We start from the raw sequence: 19,635 nt of genomic DNA, 5'->3' as shown, positions 1-19,635 counted from the left end.
CCTGATCAGCAAGAGTCATCATCCCCCTACCCCCTTCAAAGGGGACGGAATGCGTGGCGAGGATGAGGCGGTACTGCTTTGGGTAAGTGAACGGCTCCATTTCCAAGACCACTTGGAATACTCCACTCAACACCTTCGTTTTCAGCTTGTTTCATGAAAAAGCCATGAAAAACGGGAATGGGTTCTCTACCCAAGACGGTTCTCTACCCAAGACGGTTCTTTACTCAAGACTTGACATAACCTATATGGCTAACCATCATCTACTCAAGCCGTTTCCGGACGCGTTTGGCAAAAGAAGGCCTTAAACAGGCTGCTTCTGGAGGTGCCTGTTCTGGACGTACTAGCCTATGACCATATCCTTCCGCCAGCCATTGAACAGTCATCAGAATTTGGGTTGAGCGCAGAACCGAGCCACCTTCGCGGCGGGTGAGGCAATGCCCAAAAGGATAGGCTCAGAAAACAGAAAACCCCGCTGGTGTAGCGGGGTTTTCTGTTTATAAAACGTTTTGGCTAAATCAGGCCTAAAACGCGAGTTAGTACACGTACTCGTTGGCCTTGATCATCTGGGCGGCCACGCGGCGGCGGGCCTCCTTGGTGTTGAAAGGCTCCAGTTTGGTGAAGCGCTTCAACCCGATCAGCAACAGTTTCTGCTCATCACCGGGCTCACTCATGGCGGCAATGGCTTCCTTGCCGGCTTTGTTGATGCGGTCAGCGGCGTCGTTGATGACTACGCGGGCCATGTCTAAGTGCACCGCGTGGGCTTCTTCGCCGTTGCGGCTCACCAGTTTCTCTACGCGCAGCAGGGTAGACTCAGCAATGTAGGTCTGGATGGCCATGTCTGCGATGTACATCAGCACCTCCTGTTCTTTGTCAAGGGTCATCATGAACTTCTGCACGGCGGTACCGGCGGTCAAAAGTACGGCTTTCTTGAATTTCTGCACGGCTTTCTTCTCATAGGCAAACAAAGTAGTGTCCTCGTCACCGAAGTCTGGAATCTCCATCAGTTCCTGCTGCACGTTGGCGGCCGGGCCCATTAAGTCCAGTTCGCCCTTCATGGCTTTCTTCAAGACCATGTCCACAATGAGCATGCGGTTGATCTCATTGGTGCCTTCAAAGATGCGGTTGATCCGGGCATCGCGGTACGCGCGATCCATAGGATAGTCAGCGGAGTAGCCGTAGCCGCCGTAGATCTGCACCCCTTCATCTACCACGTAATCCAAGACCTCAGAACCGTCTACTTTCAGGATAGCGGCTTCCACGGCAAACTCGCGGGCAGCCTCTAATACGGCTTCGTTGTAGTTTTTACCGGCAGCCAGCAGCTCCAGCTCTTTGTTTTGGATATCATGTCCGCACCGGTACAGCGCTGATTCCATTGCGAAAATTCTGATGGCCTGTTCGGCCAGTTTGTGGCGGATGGCCCCGAACTTAGAGATAGGGATCTTGAACTGGATGCGCTCATTGGCATATTTCACCGACAGGTCGGCCACCATCTTACAGGCGCCCAGACAGGCGGCGGCCAGCTTGATGCGGCCAATGTTCAGGATGTTGAAGGCGATCAAGTGGCCTTTCCCGATCTCGCCCAACACGTTTTCCTTCGGCACTTTGCAGTCGGTCAGGAACACCTGGCGGGTAGAGGAACCTTTGATGCCCATCTTGTGCTCTTCGTTGCCCAGGCTCAGGCCTTCATAGCCTTTCTCCACTATAAAGCCGGTGAACTTGTCGCCGTCTACCTGCGCGAACACGATGAACACATCGGCGAAGCCGGCGTTGGTAATCCACATTTTCTGGCCGTTCAGAATAAAGTTCTCGCCTTCCACATCCAGAATGGCCTTGGTTTTGGCGGCCAGGGCATCTGACCCGGAACCAGGCTCAGTGAGGCAGTAAGAAGCGGCCCACTCGCCGGTGGTGAGCTTAGGAAGGTATTTGGCTTTCTGCTCCTCGGTACCGAAGTACAGGATAGGCAGCATGCCGATGCCCGTGTGCGCGGCAAACGCCACCGGGAACGAATGGCCTGACCCCACCGATTCTGTCACCAGCAAAGAGGAGTTGAAGTCCATGTTCAGCCCGCCGTACTCCTCCGGTATGGCCACCCCGAAGAGGCCCAGATCACCGGCTTTCTTCATGAGGTCTTCCATGAGGCCCTCCTCATGGTTGTCCAGGCGCTCCACTAACGGCTGCACCTCGGTCTGCACAAATTGCTGGGCCGTCTCAGCCATCATGCGTTGTTCCTCAGAGAAATCCTCCGGGATGAAAATGTCTGCGGCGTTGGTTTCTTTGATGATGAATTCACCGCCTTTAAGGGTTCTGCTTGCAGTTTCCATATTTTTAGACTCTAGATTCTAGTAGTTAAATGATTTGTTCAATTGCTTCGGATTTTAAATCCCTAGCAACTTTATTTGACTCCATTTTCAACTCCGGTTAAAAAGTTACTCTCCCCCACTTTGTCATCCTGGAAGGATCTCGGTGGCGAACGGTAACTCAATCAGCTATTTTGAGAAAAAGCATCTTCGGGTTCAAGCTTTTAATCAAGGTAATCTTCTCTTCCCGGATCATCAGCTTCAACTCTTTCTCCCTTTCAATGGCATGCTGCACGTAAGTGAACCGCTCATAGTACAGCAATTTGTAACAGTAGTATCTACCGGCAAAGGTCTCTGGCTTGCCTCTGTTCTCGCGGTGCTCAATCAGTCTCCTGGACAGGTCGTTGGTCATTCCCACATAGAAAACCGTCTTAGTTGGGTTTGACGTGATGTAGACAAAGTAGTTATGCTGTTTCATAGCCGCTGCCTGTCTAGTTGGCCACCGAGATCCTTCCAGGATGACAAAGAGGGAGATGTAAAAAAACTATTGTTTTAACTTCCCTATTGTCATGTTACTTGCTACCGTTGCGCCTAGCGCAACAACTCATAAATCCCCGCCACGCCCTGGCCACCTCCTACGCAGGCGGTGACCATGCCGTATTTCTTGTTTTCGCGGCGGAGGTCACTGAAGAGTTGCACGCTGAGCTTGGCCCCGGTGCAACCAAGCGGGTGGCCCAAGGCAATGGCGCCGCCGTTGGGGTTCAGCTTGTCTGGGTCAATGCCCAGCTCGCGCATCACGGCAATGGACTGTGACGCGAAGGCCTCGTTCATTTCAATGATGTCAATGTCCTGCAGGTTCATGCCGGCATTTTTCAATGCCTTGGGAATGGCTTTCACCGGTCCCATGCCCATGATGCGCGGGTCTACGCCTTCCGCGGCGTAAGACACCAAACGGGCGATGGGCTCAATGTTCAGTTCTTTCACCATGCGCTCGCTCATCACCACCACAAAGGCGGCGCCGTCTGAGGTCTGGGAAGAGTTACCGGCGGTGACACTTCCGTTGGCAGCAAACACCGGGCGAAGTTTGGCTAATTTCTCGATGGACGTATCGGCGCGCGGGCCTTCATCAGTGTCTACCACATAGGAGCGGGTTTTCTTTTTGCCGTTCTCATCCAGATAGGTCTCTTCCACGTTGATGGGCACAATCTGGTCTCTGAACCGGCCCTCTTCAATGGCTCTGATGGCTTTCTGGTGCGAGGCGTAGGCGAAGGCATCCTGGTCTTCGCGACTCACCTTGAAGTCATGGGCCACGGCCTCGGCAGTCAAGCCCATACTCAGGTAGTACTCAGGATGTTCTTTGGCTATCTTGTAGTTAGGCGAGGTTTTCCAGCCCACTACTGGCACCAGACTCATAGACTCCGCCCCCCCGGCAATGATACAATCGGCCATGCCGGCCTGGATCTTGAAAGACGCCGTGGCGATGGTCTCTATACCAGAGCCGCAGTAGCGGTTCATGATGGCACCGGGCACGTTGATGGGCAGGGACAGCAGGGAGATCATGCGTCCCATTTGGAGGCCTTGCTCCGCCTCGGGCACCGCGTTTCCAACCAAGAGGTCATCTACGCGCGCAGGGTCTAACTGTGGCACCGAAGCCAGCAGGTGCTTGATCACATCGGCGGCCAAATCATCGGGCCGGGTAAACCGGAATACTCCACGGGGCGCTTTCCCTACGGCGGTTCTGAATCCGGCAACTATATAGGCAGTTTGCATTTTCTTTTCTGTTTTTGAGGTGTTTCAGGGAAAGGAGCCTATAAACAACTCGTTTCCCATCTTCCTGAACAATAATTATCTAAGTCTAATTCCTTAGCGGTTTACCCGTGGTTAAGATGCTCTTGATGCGCTCCAAGGTCTTGCGTTCGCCGCAGAGGCTCAGGAAGGCTTCGCGCTCCAGGTCCAGCAGGTATTGCTCAGACACCTCAGACGGCATGGACAAGTCACCGCCACACATCACGTAGGCCAGTTTCTCAGAGATCTTGCGGTCATGCTCAGAGATGAAGCCGGCGGCGTGCATGGCGTGGGCGCCGGTAATGAACATCCCCAAACCGCCGCGGCCTTGCACCTTGATGTTGGTTTTTGGCGTGGGTCTGGTGTAACCAGCTTCGGCCAGAAGAATGGCTTCGGCTTTGGCCTCGGCTAACTGACGGTTCGTGTTGAGCGTGATGCCGTCGCCGTGGCGCATGAAACCAAGGTCATAGGCCTCAGCGGCCGAGGTAGAAACCTTTGCCGTCCCGATGGTCATGAACACGTTGCGCAGGGCGTTGTATTCGGTGTCGCCTTCTTCATAAGCGGCCGAGGTACGCAGGGTCATTTCCTTGGTACCGCCCCCGCCTGGGATCAGGCCTACGCCAAACTCCACCAAGCCAATATAGGTCTCAGCGGCAGCCTGTACCCGGTCAGCGTGCAGGCAAAGCTCACAGCCGCCGCCCAGCGTTAAGCCGTGCGGGGCGGCCACTACCGGAACCGCCGAGTAGCGCATGCGCATCATGGTGTTCTGGAACTGTTTGATCATCAGGTTGAGCTCGTCGTACTCCTGGTCCAGGGCGTACATGAACACCAGGCCCAGGTTGGCCCCGGCAGAGAAGTTGGCGGCCTCATTACCCACTACCACGCCCCGGAAGCTTTGCTCAGCCAGGTCAATGCCTTTGTTCAGGCCCTGGATGATCTCGCTGCCCATGGCGTTCATCTTGGAGTGGAACTCCACGTTCAAGATGCCGTCACCCAGGTCAATGATAGAGCAGCCGGCGTTTTTCCAGACCACGTTGGTGCCGCGCAGCACGTCCAGGAGCACGAAGTTCTCGGTTCCCGGAATCTGGCGGTAGTCTTTGGTGAGCAGGTCGTAATATTGGCGCTGGTTGTTCTGGCTGCGGTAGAAGGTCTCATGACCCGCTTCCAACATCTCATACACCCACTGAGCGGGTTTGTAGCCGGCGGCTTCCATGGCGGTTACGGTCTCGCGCACGCCAAACGCGTCCCAGGTTTCAAACGGTCCCAGTTCCCAGCCAAAGCCGGCGCGCATGGCATCGTCAATGCGGTAGAGCTCGTCTGAGATCTCAGGAATGCGGTTGGTCACGTACTGGAACAGGCCGTAGGAGGTTTCCCGGAAGAACTCCCCGGCTTTGTCCTGGGCCTGGCTGAACGCTTTGAGGCGCTTGCGCAGATCTTCAATGGGTTTCAGCATCTCCATGCTCTGGAACCGGACCTTCTGCTTGGGCCCGTATTCCATGGTTTTGAGGTCCAGGGTGAGGATCTCGGTGGCACCGTCCGGGTTTTTGGTTTTCTTGTAGAAGCCCTGTCTGGTTTTATCGCCTAGCCAATTTTTCTCCAGCATCTGCTGAATGTAGGCGGGCAGTTGGAACAGGTCACGTTTTTCATCGGCCTCGCCGGTTTGGTACAGGCCTTGGGCTACTTTGGCCAGGGTATCCAGCCCTACCACGTCAGAGGTACGGAAGGTGGCAGATTTAGGGCGGCCCACTACCGGTCCGGTCAGGCGGTCTACCTCGTCTACGTTCAGGCCTAGTTTCTCCATGACGTGCAGCACCTGCATGATGCCGTAGATACCCACGCGGTTGGCGATAAATGCCGGGGTGTCTTTGGCCAGTACGGTGGTCTTGCCCAGGTACAGGTCACCGTAGTTCAGAAGGAAATTAGTCACTTCCTGGTCGGTCTCCTCGGTGGGGATGATCTCCAGCAATTTCAGGTAGCGCGGCGGGTTGAAGAAGTGGGTGCCGCAGAAATGGGTTCTGAAGTCTTCAGAACGGCCATCCAGCATCAGGTGAATAGGAATGCCCGAGGTATTGGAGGTGATCAAGGTGCCCGGCTTGCGGAACTGCTCCACGCGCTCAAACACGCTTTGCTTGATCTTGAGGTTCTCCACCACCACCTCAATGGTCCAGTCGCATTCGGCTATGCGGGGCAGGTCATCATCAAAGTTACCGGTCTGGATAAGGCGCGCCTCGGTCTTCTTGTAGAGGGGCGCGGGGTTAGAGGCAATGGCGGTTTGCAGCGCGGTGTTCACGATGCGGTTGCGCACCTGCTTGTTTTCCAGGGTAAGGCCTTTGGCTTCTTCCTCGGGCAGCAACTCACGCGGTACCATGTCCAGGAGCAGCACCTGCACGCCAATGTTGGCGAAGTGGCAGGCAATGCGCGAACCCATGATGCCCGAGCCCAACACTGCCACTTTCTTAATGATTCTCTTCATAGTTACTCGTATAATGTGCTAATTTTTCAAATTGCTGATGTGCTATTCTTATGTAGCAAGACGCACGGCTTTTCTTTGGTCCAGTTGCTGTTTATGGGTTGATTTTAGAATATCTGCCCTAAAACAGCGCCTCTTTAGGTATTTCTGAAAACCTCCTTGGCTTCTATCAACTCATTTATTTGCCCAACCACCTGAAAGAAAACCTGCAGCTGGCTCTCAGGGATCACTTCGCGCACCTTCTGGTTGAACTGGCGCACCGTGACCCGGCTCACCTCCCGCTTTTCCAGCCCTAATTCCGTGAGCAGAATACGCACGGAGCGCTTGTCCTGCTCATCGGCTACTTTGTAGATAAGGCCCTTCTCTTCCATGCTTTTCAGGATACGGGTAAGGCTTCTGGCCTCCAGTCCCAGCAAAGGCGCGATCTTGGTGGCCGGCGTGCCTTTCTCGGGGTCAATGTTCAGCAGCACAAACCCAATGGAGGTGGTAATGTCATTCTTCACCGCCTGGGTGTTGTACATGCGCGCAATAGCATGCCAACATACCTTGATATTATAGTCTACCGTCTCGTTTGCTTTCATGGTGGCGTGTCTGTCTCTTACCAAATTTAAGAATATTTGTTATGCTTGCATACTATAAACGAATAAAGTTTTGGGTTGTTTCTCAAAAAGCAGGCTTTAAACCCCACTATACTGCCTACCTCAGGTCTTGCTAAACGCTAGTCCACCCGAGCTGGTGCCTGTCTCTTATACCCGCAACCTGCGTGGCTGGTTTAGGCGGTACTTTTTTAAAACCGGCCTTATACACCCGTTTAAAAAGCAGAAGGGGAGACACAAACTGCGTCTCCCCTTCTCTTTTCTTCTTTATTATGCCGTGCGGTACAGGCTTTCAATCAAATCTTTGTTATTGCCTGTGATGATCTTACGCTTGATGCTGAGCTTAGGGGTCATCTCACCGGTTTCCACGCTCCAGAGCTTAGGAAGCAGCACAAACTTCTTGATGCGCTCATACTGGGCCAGGGATTCATTGGCCTTGTCAATCTCCTTCTGGAACTTGTCCAGCACCTCTGGCTTTCTGATCATTTCCTCGTTGGTGCTGTAAGGGATGCTGCGGATGCGGCACCACTCCTGCAGGCCTTCAAAGGCGGGCACGATCAGGGCGCCGGGGAATTTTTCGCCTTCACCCACCACCATCACCTGCTCAATCACCAGCGACTCCTTGAGCTTGTTCTCAATAAGCTGCGGGGCGATGTACTTACCGCCCGAGGTCTTGAACATCTCTTTCTTGCGATCGGTGATCTTGAGGTACTTGCCTTCTACCAGTTCGCCAATGTCACCGGTATGGAACCAGCCATCTTGGTCTATCACCTCAGCGGTGAGGTCTGGGCGCTTGTAGTAGCCTACCATCACGCTCTCACTGCGGGTCAGGATCTCTCCGTCTTCGGCAATCTTTATTTCTACGCGGTCAATAACCGGCCCCACCGTCCCAATCACGTTATTCTCCGGCTCATAGCGGTTCACGGCAATCACCGGAGAGGTTTCTGTGAGGCCGTAGCCTTCCATCACCCTGATGTTGGCCGCCCAGAATACCCGGGCTAAACGGGGTTGCAAGGCAGCGCCACCAGACACGATCACTTTCACGTTTCCGCCCAGGGCCTCTTGCCACTTGGAGAAGATCAGCTTGCGGGCTAGTTTCAACTGCACATCATAGGAGAAACCTGGTGAGGTGCGGGTATCATATTTCTGCCCAAGGCCCAAGGCCCAGAAGAACAGTCCTTTTTTAATGCCGGTCAGTTCACCGCCTTTGGCCACTATCTTGTCATACACTTTCTCCAGCAGGCGGGGCACCGTCACGAAGATGTGCGGCCCTACTTCCCGCAGGTTGTCGCCTACTTTCTCTATGCTTTCAGCAAAGTAGATGGAAACGCCCACAGACAGGTAAATGCAGGACACCATGCGCTCATAGATGTGGCACAGCGGCAGAAAGCTCAGGGCCCGGTGCGTCTGGTTCACGGGCACGTACGGCATAGCCGAGGTGAAATTGCTGACCAGGTTGTTGTGTGAGAGCATCACCCCTTTGGGGGCACCAGTGGTACCGGAGGTATAGATAATGGAAAGCAGATCAGACGGCTTCACGGCAGCCTTGGCGGCTTCCAGAGCCGCCATGTCCTGTCCTTCGCCCATTTTCAGCAGCTCGCTCCAATGCTTAGCCCCGGGCACATGGTCAAAGGTGTAGATCTCCTGCACCCCCGGAATATCAGAGGAGGCTTCTTTTACTTTGTTATAGAGATCCTCCGTGGAAACCAGGATCAACTTGGCTTCTGAGTCTTTCAGGATATAGCGGTAATCTTCTACCGTGATGGTGGGGTACATGGGTACGCTCACCGCGCCGGTCTGCTGAATGCCATAGTCCGCGAAGGTCCACTCTGGGCGGTTCATGGAAATGAGGGCCACTTTGTCATCTTTCTTGATCCCCGACCGCATTAAGGCAAGGCTCAACGTATTAGCCGTCTCCAACACTTGCTGGGTGCTGTATTTCACCCATTCCCCATTGATTTTTGTAGCCAGACAGTCTGGTTGCGGAAACTGCTGTAACTGGTTGGTTAGTAAATCAAAAACCCGGGTTACTTTCATAGATTCTTCTTTGTAAGTTGTTTGTCCGGTTAATATAGCGCAAAATCCTATTAAAAAAAACAAAACGGGTCTGAGCATCTTTCGCCATTTTGTTAAAATTGCCTGTTTCCAATGGCTTAGAAATAGCTAAATTTGATTTTTGGCCTACCTACCGCATGAACCTTTCCATATTTTTTGAGCCTCTTCCAGAAGATCTTTTCGGGTATCCTGAGAACCCCAAATCAGTGGGCGGGTATTTGGCGCCGTTCATTCATTCGTTCCCAGACTGGCGCTCCGCCGAAGTGGTGCTCATTGGGTTACCAGAATACCGGGGCACCGCTGCCCCCACAGACCTTACCTACCAGGGCCCCAATAAAATAAGGCAGGAGTTGTACCGGCTCATGAAAGGCACCGGTTCCTGGCTCTTGATGGACCTGGGTAACCTTTTGCCCGGCATTGCCCTGGAAGACACCTACCTGCGCCTGAAAGAAGTCATTGAGATTCTGGTAGACGCCGGCAAGTTCCCCATTCTGCTGGGCGGTTCCCATGACCTCACCTACGGGCAGTTCCTGGGCTATGAACATTTATCTAAAACGGTGCATCTGGTCATGATTGACAGCCAGCTGGACATGGCCAGCGAAGACGAAGCCGCCCCGGACCAAAGCCATCTGCACCGCATTCTGCTGCATGACCCCAACTACCTCTTCGGGTTCAGCCATTTGGCGCACCAAACCTACCTCACAGAGGCTTCTACCCTGGCCGCCTTGGAAAAATTACACTTTGAGCTTTTCAGGGTAGGGCAAGTGCGCCAGCAGATACAAGAGATGGAACCGGTGATCAGGCAAGCCAACCTGATCAGCTTTGACGTGGCCGCCCTCCGGCACCAGGATGCTCCCGGACAGCAACAGGCCAACCCCTTCGGGCTCACCGGAGAAGAAGCGTGCCAACTGTGCTGGTATGCCGGGCAGAACAATGAACTGAGTTCCTTCGGGTTTTACGGCTACCGCCCCGAGTTTGACCACCGCAACCTCACAGCCACCACCCTGGCCACTATGGTCTGGTACACCATTGAAGGTTTCTACCAACGGCAAGCCAGCCTGGACTTCCAGAGCAACCAGTTCATCAAATTCGCGGTGGGTTTCCATGATAACCCCAACAAGATGTTTTTCTTCAAGAACCGCCATACAGAGAAATGGTGGATGCAGGTAGACGACCTCTCTGGCCAGCACCCGCCGTTACTGGTACCTTGCAGCTACCAGGACTACCTCACCGCCGCAGACGGAGACGTGCCCAACCGCTGGATTCTCATGCAGGCGAGGTTTTGAGAGAGATTGAATGATTGAGAGATTGAATGATTGAATGATTGAGAGAGGGTGGGGTTTTGATTTATGGGTTACCTTAACATTGGTAAATTAAAGAACTATCAATAACATGGATCAGGGTGAGAGATTACCGAAGGAGGAGTTTGTAGAGCGGTTTAAACTGCGTACTAAAAGACTTGCTTTAGATGTTATCAGGTTCAGTCAATCATTACCAAGAACAGAGGAGGCAGCCATCATGAAACGGCAGCTTCTGCGCTCTGCTACTTCTGTAGCGGCTAATTACAGAGCTGCTTGCCGGGCCCGTTCTGCTGCTGAATTTTATGCTAAGCTTAGCATCTGCGTAGAGGAAGCAGATGAGACTTTGTTCTGGCTGGAATTACTGACAGAATCCGGCTCAATTCCGCTTTCCTCTGCTCAAACCCTCCTCTCAGAAACCACAGAGATTTTATCAATCCTGGCCAAAGCCAGAAAGAATACTTCAAAATAACCCACCACCCAATCCTTTAATCTATCATTCTCTCAATCATTCACTCTATCATTCTCTCATTCATTCACTCTCTCAATCATTCACTCTCTCCCTCATTCAATGGAAAAAGAATACACCCGCGCCCAGTTGGCCCTACGCAACGGACAAGACCGTGATGAGATTTGGGTGGCCTACAAAGGCGACATCTATGACGTGACCAAGTCACGGCTGTGGCGGCGCGGAAACCATTATGAACACTGGGCCGGCCAGGATCTGACGGAGGAATTAGCTGATGCCCCGCACACGGAGTATGTCTTCGATAAGTTCTCTATTATAGGAATTTTAAAAAAATAACTTTTGTTTGCTCACTTTTTTAGAAATTTGGCCTAAGTTCTTCAAATAGCCTATATGATTCTCATTGCTGACAGTGGCTCCACCAAAACTGCCTGGCGTGTTTTAGACACCCAGGGGGAAGCGGGCCAGGCCCATACCGTTGGATTCAATCCGTATTACCAGAACACGGCAGAAATAGCGCAGACGCTCCAGGAGAGCCTGCTGCCGCAACTCACTTCCTACGGTTCTCCGCAGGAAATCCACTTTTACGGGGCCGGTTGCAGCGCTCCAGACAAAAAGGCGATTGTGGCGGCGGCCCTTTCCAGCCTGTTTCCTGCGGCAGACGTTCAGGTGCACCATGACCTGGAAGCAGCAGCGCGGGCGCTTTGCGGCCACCAGGAAGGCATTGCCTGCATTCTGGGCACTGGTTCTAACACTTGTTTGTATGACGGAAAGCAGATCGTGCAGAACGTACCCAACCTGGGCTTTATCTTAGGCGATGAAGGCAGTGGCGGCTACATGGGCAAACTGTTGGTGCAGGCCTTCCTGAACCTGGAAATGCCCACAGACGTGCACCAGGCGTTCATGGACCGCTACAATACTAACCGCGACGAGATTGTGGACCACGTGTACAGCAAGCCTTACCCCAATCGGTACATGGCCACCTACGCCAAGTTCCTTTTCGACCACCAGCAGCACCCGTTCATCCATGGCCTGATTACGAAGTGTTTTTCTGATTTCTTTGAGAAAACAGTAGTGAAATACCCCGACTACCAGCACAAGGAAACCCACTTTGTAGGCTCCATCGCTTTTTATTTCAAAGATATCCTGCTGGCGGTAGCCAAGCAGTACGGCATAGCCGTAGGTAAGATTTTAGAAAGCCCCATTGCAGGCCTGAGCCTGTATCACCAACAGAACCTCCCCGTATGAGTACCACAGAAACCCCCTCGCATTACAACCACCTTGAGCAGATGAGCGTGCTTGAGTTATTGACCAACATCAACAAAGAAGACAAAACCGTGCCGTTGGCCGCAGAGAAAGCCATTCCGCAGTTAGAGAAACTGGTAGAGGCAGCCGTGGCCAAAATGAAAGAAGGCGGCCGCCTGTTTTACATTGGCGCCGGTACCAGCGGCCGGTTGGGCGTGGTAGACGCGTCTGAGTGCCCTCCTACCTTTGGGGTGCCGTTTGACATGGTCATCGGGATCATGGCGGGCGGTGACACGGCCATCAGAAAAGCGGTGGAGTTCGCTGAGGACGATTTTGAACAAGCCATCAAAGACCTGGATGCCTACGGCGTGAATGAGAAAGACGTGGTGGTAGGCATTGCGGCTTCGGGCAGAACGCCATACGTGATTGGCGGCCTGCAGGCTTGCAATGAGCGCGGCATCACCACGGGTTGCGTGGTGTGCAACGCAGACAGCAAAGTAGCGGCGGTGGCCCAGTTCCCGGTTGAAGTAGTGACCGGCCCTGAGTTCCTGACCGGCAGCACCCGCATGAAAGCCGGTACCGGCCAGAAACTGGCCTTGAACATGCTCACTACCTCCATCATGATCCGGTTAGGCAAGGTGAAAGGCAACAAGATGGTAGACATGCAGCTCACCAACCACAAACTGGTAGACAGAGGCACCCGCATGATCATGGAAGAGCTGAATATCTCTGAGGAGAAAGCGAGAGAACTGCTGGACCTGCATGGCAGCGTACGCGCCGCCATCACGTCTTACGCAAGCCACTAAGGCGCCAGAATAACGCCTGTTTTCAGGAAACAAAGCCAAAAAAGATCCGCCTCTACCTGGCGGATCTTTTTTTATGCTGTTCTGCCACCTTGGGCACGGTTTCTCCGTTATGCAATTCGGCCCACACTCTTATTCCCATGCATACCATTGAACCCTTTTATAACTGGCTAGAAGCCTATACCGCGTCTGAAGATGAGCGCTCGCCGCTGTACGGCGCTGAGAACAATGAGCTGGAATATATCAACACCATTTACGGGTACTACATCCATCCGCAGTGGGACGACATTGATTCTGAGACGCTGTTCATCAAGATCCTGTACGCCGACTACAACGACGGCTACGCGGTGATAGAACTCATTGGCGAGTGGAACGACACGCTCAACAATGACATCATGACCCTCAAGCGAAACATCCTGGACCTCATGATTGGCGAGGGCATCAACCATTACATTCTTATCGGGGAGAATGTCTTCAACTTCCATGGCTCAGATGATGCCTACTATGAAGAGTGGTTTGACGAGGTAGAGGACGGCTGGATCGCTGGCATAGGCTTCCAGGACTTTGTGGTGCAGGAGATGCAGCAGTTCCACCTGGATTACTACATCAACTTTGGCGGCGGGCTAGACAAGATCCCGTGGCGTACGCTCAGCCCTCCGCAGCTCTTTGCGGTGGTCAATAGCCTCATCCAGAAAAGGCTGGGCGCTTAGGGGCCGTTTTAAAAAAACACTGGTTTTTCTGCCTGCCAAAAAAGTATAGCTATAAAAAGAGGCGGCCTCCTTTGCAGGAAGCCGCCTCTTTCGTTTGTTGGTAGCTGGTTGCTACTGTGGGTCTACGGCATCAACGCTGTCTTCCCCTTCTTCAGCGCCTTCTTCCAGGGCCGGGGAATCTGCGTCATCAGCAGTGTCTTCCATTTGTTCTGTTTTCTCTTCTGCGCGGTTTTCGTTGGCAGAATCACAAGAGGCGAAGGTCATCATGCCTGCGGCCATGGCCGTCACTAAAAATGTCTTTTTCATAGTTTTATTTTGTACGCGTAACAGAAAAAGCCTGCAAGGGCTGTGGGGAGCTTATTTGGGGTCTGCCTTGTCAATGCTGTCTTTGGCTTCTCTGGCTTGTTCGGCCAGGGTAGAATCGCCGGCCATCTCAGCGTGCAGTTCTACTTTCTCCGCCTGGTCTTCCATTTGGTTCTCTTTTTTTGAATCACAGGCAGAGAAGCTGGCAAAACCGCCCAGCATCGCAAACAGAAACAATTTCTTTTTCATAGTCTTATCTTGTCTGAACAGATATTCTTTCCTGGCTCCTTTTGCCTACTCAGAAGCAGTTGGCAAAGCAGGAAACCATGTTGTTGGGGTAGTGTACGCATGCATGGAAGAATAGATATATTTTCTTCGGAAGATATACCCTCAGTGCCATCAGATTCTTCTAAAATAAATAAGGCGTGGGCTGTTCCTGAACAGAATCAGGAGCAGCCCACGCCTTTACATTATGTGCTCTGCGCAGGGTATGCGCTTAAATGGAATCAGTTACCAGAGAGTCGGTTGAGTATCCGGCCGTATCAATGGGAGAGGCAGTGGTTTCCGCTATATCAGTGGCATTGGCGGCCTCTTCTAATGAGGTGGAAGAAGAGGGGGAACCCTCCAGCGGTTGTTTAGGATCGCACGCTGTGCATGTCAGTAGACCTGCCACTGCCACTAGTGATAAGATAGTCCTCATACGTAGTTAATAAAGGGGGTTGTAAGGTTAGGTCGCGAAGAAAGGAAAAAGGCTTGCGCCTTATTTCTTTCTGAACACTAAGTTAACGGGCACACCTTCAAATCCAAAATGTTCACGCAAACGGTTCTCCAGGAAACGGGTGTAAGACTCCTTTATGTACTGGGGAAGGTTGCAGAAAAACGCGAATGTAGGTGTGTGCGTGGGCAATTGCGTCACGTACTTGATCTTCACGAATTTCCCTTTGATGGAAGGCGGCGGGTAGCGCTCTATCTCCTTCAGCATGGCGTCATTCAGCTTAGAGGTAGGAATCTTCATGGAGCGGTTCTCATGCACCTGAATAGCCGTCTCAATGGCCTTGTGTACCCGTTGCTTGGTCAGCACAGAGATGAACACGATAGGCGGATAAGCGATGGGCGCGATACGGTCATAGATGGCCTTCTCCATGTCACGCATGGTGTTGGTTTCCTTTTCCACCAGGTCCCACTTGTTCACCAGAATCACCAGTCCTTTGCGGTTTTTATCGGCTAAGCCAATGATGTTCATGTCCTGGGCTTCAATGCCGCGCGTGGCATCCAGCATGACAATCACGACATCACTTTCTTCCAGCGCCCTGATAGAACGAAGCACCGAATAGAACTCAATGTCTTCATGCACCTTGCTCTTTCTCCGGAGTCCGGCGGTATCCACAATGATGAATTCTTTGCCAAAGGCGTTGTAGTGCGAATGGATGGAGTCACGGGTGGTGCCCGCCACATCAGTCACAATGTTGCGCTCCTCGCCCAACAGCAGGTTCACGAAAGACGACTTGCCCACGTTAGGCCGGCCTACCACCGCAATGCGCGGAATACCTGCCTCTGGGTTTTCAATGCCTTCTTCCTCAAAGTGCTTTACTACTTCATCCAGCAGTTCCCCCGTTCCGGAGCCGTTTTGGCTGGAAACCGGAAAAATCTCGCCTTCAAAACCCAACGCATAAAACTCGCCGGCCAAATGGCCACGGGCATGCGTGTCTGCTTTGTTGGCTACAATGTACACGGGCTTGTCTGTGCGGCGCAACACATCAGCAAATTCCTGGTCCAGGCCGGTGAGGCCCGCGTCCACGTCTACCATGAACAGGATTACATCGGCTTCTTTGATGGCCAGTTCTACCTGTTTTCTGATTTCTTCCTCAAAGATGTCTTCTGACCCGCGCACGTAGCCACCGGTGTCAATGACGGTGAAGTATTTGCCGGTCCAGTTGCCATGGCCATAGTGGCGGTCGCGGGTGACGCCGCTCTCGTTGTCCATGATGGCTTTGCGCTGGCCTACCAGGCGGTTGAAAAGGGTTGATTTGCCCACGTTGGGGCGTCCTACAATGGCGATTGTATTTTGTGCCATATCTACATTAATGTGCGTTCCAAGGCTCCTTTTGGGGAATCTCTCCTGAAACGCGGGTGAATCCCCGCGGTATCGCCTTCGTGGCGCCGCCTAGGGCACTATCTTTTAGACACAAGAGGTAAGACATAAGACGCAAGACTTTTATTCTGGTCCTTCCATCTTGTGTCTTATATCCTGTGTCTTGTGTCTCTCTTTAAATGCTGTTATACCCGAAACGGTCCAGGAGGCGTTTGTCGGCGCGCCAGTTCTCGTTCACGCGCACGTAGAGGTCCAGGAACACTTTCTTCCCGAAGAACTCCTCCATGTCCAGGCGGGCCTGGGTGCCTACTTTTTTGAGCGCCGCGCCCTTGTCACCGATCACAATACCCTTCTGGCTTTTGCGCTCCACAGAGATCTCGGCGCGCATTCTGATGATGGTCTCGTCTTCCTTGAACTCTTCCACCACCACCTCACAGCTGTAGGGAATCTCTTTCTTGTAGTTCAGGAAAATCTTCTCCCTGATCATCTCGGCGGCAAAGAAACGCTCGGGCTTGTCGGTTAGTTCATCTTTGGGGTAATAGGCAGGGTGCTCGGGCAGCAGGTCCAGGATTTTCTGGAAAACGCCGGGCGTGCCCTGGCTGTGCAGCGCTGAGATGGCCATGTATTCCTGGGCCGGTAACTGTTCTTTCCAGTATGCAACCTTGGCTACTACCTCTTCCTGGGTGGCCTGGTCAATCTTGTTGATGAGCAGCAGAATAGGCGCTTTGGCCCGGCGCAGGCGTTCCACTACTTCGCTCTCGTCATGCTTTTCATAGATATCGGTAACAAATAGGATGACATCAGCATCTTCCAGGGAAGCATGCACGAAACGCATCATGGACTCATGCAACTCATACTGGGGCTGAATAATGCCGGGCGTATCTGAATACACGATCTGGAAATCCTCTGAGTTAAGGATTCCCATGATCCGGTGACGGGTGGTCTGGGCCTTAGAAGTGATAATAGAGAGTTTCTCGCCCACCATCACGTTCATCAAAGTTGACTTACCCACGTTGGGCTTGCCTATGATGCTTACAAACCCTGCTTTGTGCGGCTTCTCTGTTACGTTATTCTCCATCTTTTAAAACAATTTGCAAAGGTACGGTTTTTTAGGAAGTTATGAGTCTTGCGTTATCTAATGCTGGTGGCAGGTGTTTCTTAAATAGAAGGCATCAAGGATGGAGCGGATAAAATGGCATAGGTCCTGGGTTTTTCTTGTCACCCCATTGCGTGGTTTTTCCTTGGTTCGTAGTTTTATAGGCCTACTTTTGAACACTTTCTTCCTTTCACCCTGTCATTCACTAGAAATGCGCCTTCACTCCTTGCTCTTTGTCTTTTTTTTATACGTGGTTGCCCAAACAAATTTGTATGCGCAAAAACAGTTCACCCCTAAATCTGGGTACATTGGCATTGGGCTGGGACCGTCGTATTTAGTGGGCGGCAACAAAATCTACCAGGGGTCTGGTACAGGGCTAAACGTTACGTTGCTAAATGCAGGATATACTTTTTACAAGGGCTTTGGAGTAAACGCTAATTGGTCTGGGGCAGCTTTTGTTTATGATACCGAAAACCAGCATAATGACACCCAGGGAAATTTCCATTCAGATAAATCGCATCACGAGGTATCACTTGGCACCCTCATGGTAGGGCCTATGTATGCCCTGGACCTGTCAGAAACTTCGCGGCTTGATTTTAAAGGGAGACTAGGAAGGTTTTACATGCAGGACAAGAGCAGCTCCTCCTTTGGAGAATTGACCTATGAAAGCTCTGCCCTATCCTGGTCATTGGGCACTACCTATCAAAAGAGGATAGGCCAATGGGTAGCCTTAGCCATTTCAGCTGATTACCATAAGGGCAGAAGCTGGGAAGAATCAGGAGACCGTGGGGTTGGCCTGGTCAACCTTAGCGCCGGAATTGCTTTCCTACTGTAAGAAAGAAGCAGATTTATAGCACCTCAAAGCGGAATGCGGCAGAAGGAAACTCTTCTGCCGCATTCCGCTTTGAGGTGCTATTTAGCCTATCCTAAGAGTATTCGCCAACAGGTACAAACCTGCCCGAAGCCTGGTTGGCTTTTTAGAGACCACTAGGCAACCATCGCCAACATTCTGTTGTAGGCTTGTTCCTGGAAAAGCAGGCCTAAAACAGAATGACCTTTTACCTGTTAGGCCAATGATGCATATCATCTTTACAAGGCTTTAGACCTACCTGTCTAATCCGTATCTTTGCACCTCAATTGACTGTGTATGAAAAGTGGAGCCCTTGGCAAAACAGGCGTATTATTGGTAAACCTCGGCACGCCGGACTCTCCCAGCGTGCCCCACGTGCGCAAATACCTGCGCGAATTCTTGTTGGACAAACGGGTGCTGGACATAGCCGCCCCCTCCCGGTTCATGCTGGTGAACGGTGTGATCGCGCCGTTCCGGGCGCCTAAGTCGGCGAAGGTGTACGCGCAGCTGTGGACCGAGCGGGGCTCGCCGCTGTTGTTCCATGGCCTGGACCTGCAACGCCTGGTACAGGAGAAACTGGGCAAGAACTACCACGTGGCTTTTGGCATGCGGTACCAGAGCCCCAGCATTGAGAATGCCTTGAAAGAACTGCAGGACAAAGTGGTGGACCGCATTGTGGTGCTGCCGCTGTTTCCGCAGTATGCCTCAGCGAGCACCGGCTCTGTGCAGGAAAAAGTGATGGAGTTGGTGAGCAAGTGGGAAGTGATCCCAGATATCAGGTTCATCAGCACGTTCTGCAACCACCCGGGCTTTATTGGCACTTTCGCTGATATTGCCCGCCAGCACATGGCCAAGCGCGAGTATGACCACTTCGTGTTCAGCTACCACGGCTTGCCCGAGCGGCAGATTCTGAAGGGCAGCACCAAAGGCTATTGCCAGTTGGGCGTCTGCTGCAACACCTACCACAGCCGCAACCGCTACTGTTACCGCGCCCAGTGCTTTGAGACCTCACGCCAGTTGGCCAAGGCCCTCAACATCCCAGAGGAGAAATACACCGTCTCGTTCCAGTCACGGCTGGGCAAAGACCCGTGGCTCAAACCCTACACTGACTTTATCCTGAAAGACCTGGCGGCCGATGGCATTAAAAGCGTGCTGGCCTTTAGCCCCGCGTTTGTAGCCGACTGCCTGGAAACCACCATTGAGGTAGGCAAGGAATTCAAAGAGGAATTTGAGGCCGCCGGTGGCGAACACTGGCAACTGGTAGAAAGCCTGAACACGCACCCTTCCTGGATTGAAGCAGTGACCCAGATGGTGCAGGAAGCATAGATTAAGCTGTAAAAAGAGAAGCCCGCGTACAGGAACGCGGGCTTCTCTTTTTACAGGGAGTGCGATTTTGGCCTGTTTTCTAGGAACCAGGCTGAAAATGGCTTTGTGTTTGGCTGAGTTATTTGGTCTGTAGCGGCGTGGCACTGTCACGCCGTGGTCCTACGAAGCAATCCCCCAGCCGATAGCAAGAGCTGGATTTTCCTTGCCTATCCAATAGTGCTGGCGCAGACAAGTCCCAGCTAC

18 protein-coding genes are annotated in these 19,635 nt (G+C 52.6%); 8 read left to right on the top strand and 10 right to left on the bottom strand.

All coding sequences use genetic code 11. The features are described 5' to 3' along the window. Nucleotides 1-533: 533 nt before the first annotated feature. From FOE74_RS18760 to FOE74_RS18735, 6 genes are all read right to left on the bottom strand, one after another. Nucleotides 534-2,321 (bottom strand): acyl-CoA dehydrogenase family protein, encoded by a 1,788-nt coding sequence (locus tag FOE74_RS18760; protein WP_149100166.1) that lies wholly within the window; start codon nt 2,319-2,321, stop codon nt 534-536. Nucleotides 2,322-2,478: 157 nt separating this feature from the next. Further along, nucleotides 2,479-2,775, bottom strand: a complete 297-nt coding sequence (locus tag FOE74_RS18755; protein ID WP_149100165.1) for a GIY-YIG nuclease family protein — start codon at nt 2,773-2,775, stop codon at nt 2,479-2,481. A 113-nt stretch (nt 2,776-2,888) separates the two neighbouring features. Beyond that, nucleotides 2,889-4,067 (bottom strand): acetyl-CoA C-acyltransferase, encoded by a 1,179-nt coding sequence (locus FOE74_RS18750; RefSeq protein ID WP_149100164.1) that lies wholly within the window; start codon nt 4,065-4,067, stop codon nt 2,889-2,891. Between the two features lie 85 nt (nt 4,068-4,152). Next, nucleotides 4,153-6,555 (bottom strand): 3-hydroxyacyl-CoA dehydrogenase/enoyl-CoA hydratase family protein, encoded by a 2,403-nt coding sequence (locus tag FOE74_RS18745; RefSeq protein ID WP_149100163.1) that lies wholly within the window; start codon nt 6,553-6,555, stop codon nt 4,153-4,155. A gap of 134 nt (nt 6,556-6,689) precedes the next feature. Further along, on the bottom strand, nt 6,690-7,133 hold the full coding sequence (locus tag FOE74_RS18740) for a MarR family winged helix-turn-helix transcriptional regulator (RefSeq protein ID WP_149100162.1): 444 nt from the start codon (nt 7,131-7,133) through the stop codon (nt 6,690-6,692). Between the two features lie 285 nt (nt 7,134-7,418). Further along, on the bottom strand, nt 7,419-9,185 hold the full coding sequence (locus FOE74_RS18735) for an AMP-dependent synthetase/ligase (protein WP_149100161.1): 1,767 nt from the start codon (nt 9,183-9,185) through the stop codon (nt 7,419-7,421). A gap of 155 nt (nt 9,186-9,340) precedes the next feature. Here FOE74_RS18735 and FOE74_RS18730 point away from each other — a divergent pair, with 155 nt between their 5' ends. From FOE74_RS18730 to FOE74_RS18705, 6 genes are all read left to right on the top strand, one after another. After that, on the top strand, nt 9,341-10,489 hold the full coding sequence (locus tag FOE74_RS18730; protein WP_149100160.1) for a formimidoylglutamase: 1,149 nt from the start codon (nt 9,341-9,343) through the stop codon (nt 10,487-10,489). Nucleotides 10,490-10,595: 106 nt separating this feature from the next. Further along, a complete protein-coding gene (locus tag FOE74_RS18725; RefSeq protein WP_149100159.1) occupies nt 10,596-10,973 on the top strand; it encodes a four helix bundle protein in 378 nt (125 codons plus the stop codon). A gap of 99 nt (nt 10,974-11,072) precedes the next feature. Then, a complete protein-coding gene (locus FOE74_RS18720) occupies nt 11,073-11,306 on the top strand; it encodes a cytochrome b5 domain-containing protein (RefSeq protein WP_149100158.1) in 234 nt (77 codons plus the stop codon). A 54-nt stretch (nt 11,307-11,360) separates the two neighbouring features. Beyond that, complete coding sequence (locus FOE74_RS18715) at nt 11,361-12,215, top strand: BadF/BadG/BcrA/BcrD ATPase family protein (protein ID WP_149100157.1); 855 nt, start codon at nt 11,361-11,363, stop codon at nt 12,213-12,215. After that, entirely contained in the window at nt 12,212-13,018 is an 807-nt protein-coding gene (gene murQ / locus FOE74_RS18710) for an N-acetylmuramic acid 6-phosphate etherase (RefSeq protein WP_149100156.1), read from the top strand. The genes FOE74_RS18715 and murQ overlap by 4 nt, the downstream gene beginning before the upstream one ends. Nucleotides 13,019-13,155: 137 nt before the next feature. Next, complete coding sequence (locus FOE74_RS18705; RefSeq protein WP_149100155.1) at nt 13,156-13,725, top strand: hypothetical protein; 570 nt, start codon at nt 13,156-13,158, stop codon at nt 13,723-13,725. 111 nt (nt 13,726-13,836) lie between these two features. Here FOE74_RS18705 and FOE74_RS18700 read toward each other — a convergent pair whose 3' ends face one another. The 4 genes from FOE74_RS18700 to era all read right to left on the bottom strand — a co-directional run bounded on the left by FOE74_RS18700 (nt 13,837) and on the right by era (nt 17,198). Beyond that, the gene (locus FOE74_RS18700; RefSeq protein WP_149100154.1) at nt 13,837-14,031 is read right to left on the bottom strand and encodes a hypothetical protein; all 195 of its coding nucleotides are present in this window, start codon (nt 14,029-14,031) and stop codon (nt 13,837-13,839) included. 51 nt (nt 14,032-14,082) lie between these two features. After that, nucleotides 14,083-14,277 (bottom strand): hypothetical protein, encoded by a 195-nt coding sequence (locus tag FOE74_RS18695; RefSeq protein ID WP_149100153.1) that lies wholly within the window; start codon nt 14,275-14,277, stop codon nt 14,083-14,085. A 511-nt stretch (nt 14,278-14,788) separates the two neighbouring features. Then, entirely contained in the window at nt 14,789-16,102 is a 1,314-nt protein-coding gene (gene der / locus FOE74_RS18690; protein ID WP_149100152.1) for a ribosome biogenesis GTPase Der, read from the bottom strand. Between the two features lie 193 nt (nt 16,103-16,295). Further along, nucleotides 16,296-17,198: a GTPase Era gene (gene era, locus FOE74_RS18685; RefSeq protein WP_149100151.1), complete on the bottom strand. Its 903-nt coding sequence runs from the start codon at nt 17,196-17,198 to the stop codon at nt 16,296-16,298. A 190-nt stretch (nt 17,199-17,388) separates the two neighbouring features. Here era and FOE74_RS18680 point away from each other — a divergent pair, with 190 nt between their 5' ends. After that, a complete protein-coding gene (locus tag FOE74_RS18680) occupies nt 17,389-18,051 on the top strand; it encodes a hypothetical protein (RefSeq protein ID WP_149100150.1) in 663 nt (220 codons plus the stop codon). A gap of 312 nt (nt 18,052-18,363) precedes the next feature. After that, nucleotides 18,364-19,392 carry a ferrochelatase gene (gene hemH / locus FOE74_RS18675; protein ID WP_149100149.1) on the top strand — a complete coding sequence of 343 codons (1,029 nt, stop codon included), beginning with the start codon at nt 18,364-18,366 and terminating at the stop codon, nt 19,390-19,392. Nucleotides 19,393-19,635 lie beyond the last annotated feature (243 nt).

Source organism: Rufibacter glacialis (assembly GCF_008271745.1).
Lineage (GTDB): Bacteria > Bacteroidota > Bacteroidia > Cytophagales > Hymenobacteraceae > Nibribacter > Nibribacter glacialis.
Note: the sequence above shows the minus strand (reverse complement) of the source record. Positions and strands in the feature narration are given on the sequence as shown.

Coding starts and splice junctions, on each gene's coding strand:
- FOE74_RS18760 (WP_149100166.1), bottom strand. CDS start 2,321: ATGGAAACTGCAAGCAGAACCCTTAAAGGCGGTGAATTCATCATCAAA.
- FOE74_RS18755 (WP_149100165.1), bottom strand. CDS start 2,775: ATGAAACAGCATAACTACTTTGTCTACATCACGTCAAACCCAACTAAG.
- FOE74_RS18750 (WP_149100164.1), bottom strand. CDS start 4,067: ATGCAAACTGCCTATATAGTTGCCGGATTCAGAACCGCCGTAGGGAAA.
- FOE74_RS18745 (WP_149100163.1), bottom strand. CDS start 6,555: ATGAAGAGAATCATTAAGAAAGTGGCAGTGTTGGGCTCGGGCATCATG.
- FOE74_RS18740 (WP_149100162.1), bottom strand. CDS start 7,133: ATGAAAGCAAACGAGACGGTAGACTATAATATCAAGGTATGTTGGCAT.
- FOE74_RS18735 (WP_149100161.1), bottom strand. CDS start 9,185: ATGAAAGTAACCCGGGTTTTTGATTTACTAACCAACCAGTTACAGCAG.
- FOE74_RS18730 (WP_149100160.1), top strand. CDS start 9,341: ATGAACCTTTCCATATTTTTTGAGCCTCTTCCAGAAGATCTTTTCGGG.
- FOE74_RS18725 (WP_149100159.1), top strand. CDS start 10,596: ATGGATCAGGGTGAGAGATTACCGAAGGAGGAGTTTGTAGAGCGGTTT.
- FOE74_RS18720 (WP_149100158.1), top strand. CDS start 11,073: ATGGAAAAAGAATACACCCGCGCCCAGTTGGCCCTACGCAACGGACAA.
- FOE74_RS18715 (WP_149100157.1), top strand. CDS start 11,361: ATGATTCTCATTGCTGACAGTGGCTCCACCAAAACTGCCTGGCGTGTT.
- murQ (WP_149100156.1), top strand. CDS start 12,212: ATGAGTACCACAGAAACCCCCTCGCATTACAACCACCTTGAGCAGATG.
- FOE74_RS18705 (WP_149100155.1), top strand. CDS start 13,156: ATGCATACCATTGAACCCTTTTATAACTGGCTAGAAGCCTATACCGCG.
- FOE74_RS18700 (WP_149100154.1), bottom strand. CDS start 14,031: ATGAAAAAGACATTTTTAGTGACGGCCATGGCCGCAGGCATGATGACC.
- FOE74_RS18695 (WP_149100153.1), bottom strand. CDS start 14,277: ATGAAAAAGAAATTGTTTCTGTTTGCGATGCTGGGCGGTTTTGCCAGC.
- der (WP_149100152.1), bottom strand. CDS start 16,102: ATGGCACAAAATACAATCGCCATTGTAGGACGCCCCAACGTGGGCAAA.
- era (WP_149100151.1), bottom strand. CDS start 17,198: ATGGAGAATAACGTAACAGAGAAGCCGCACAAAGCAGGGTTTGTAAGC.
- hemH (WP_149100149.1), top strand. CDS start 18,364: ATGAAAAGTGGAGCCCTTGGCAAAACAGGCGTATTATTGGTAAACCTC.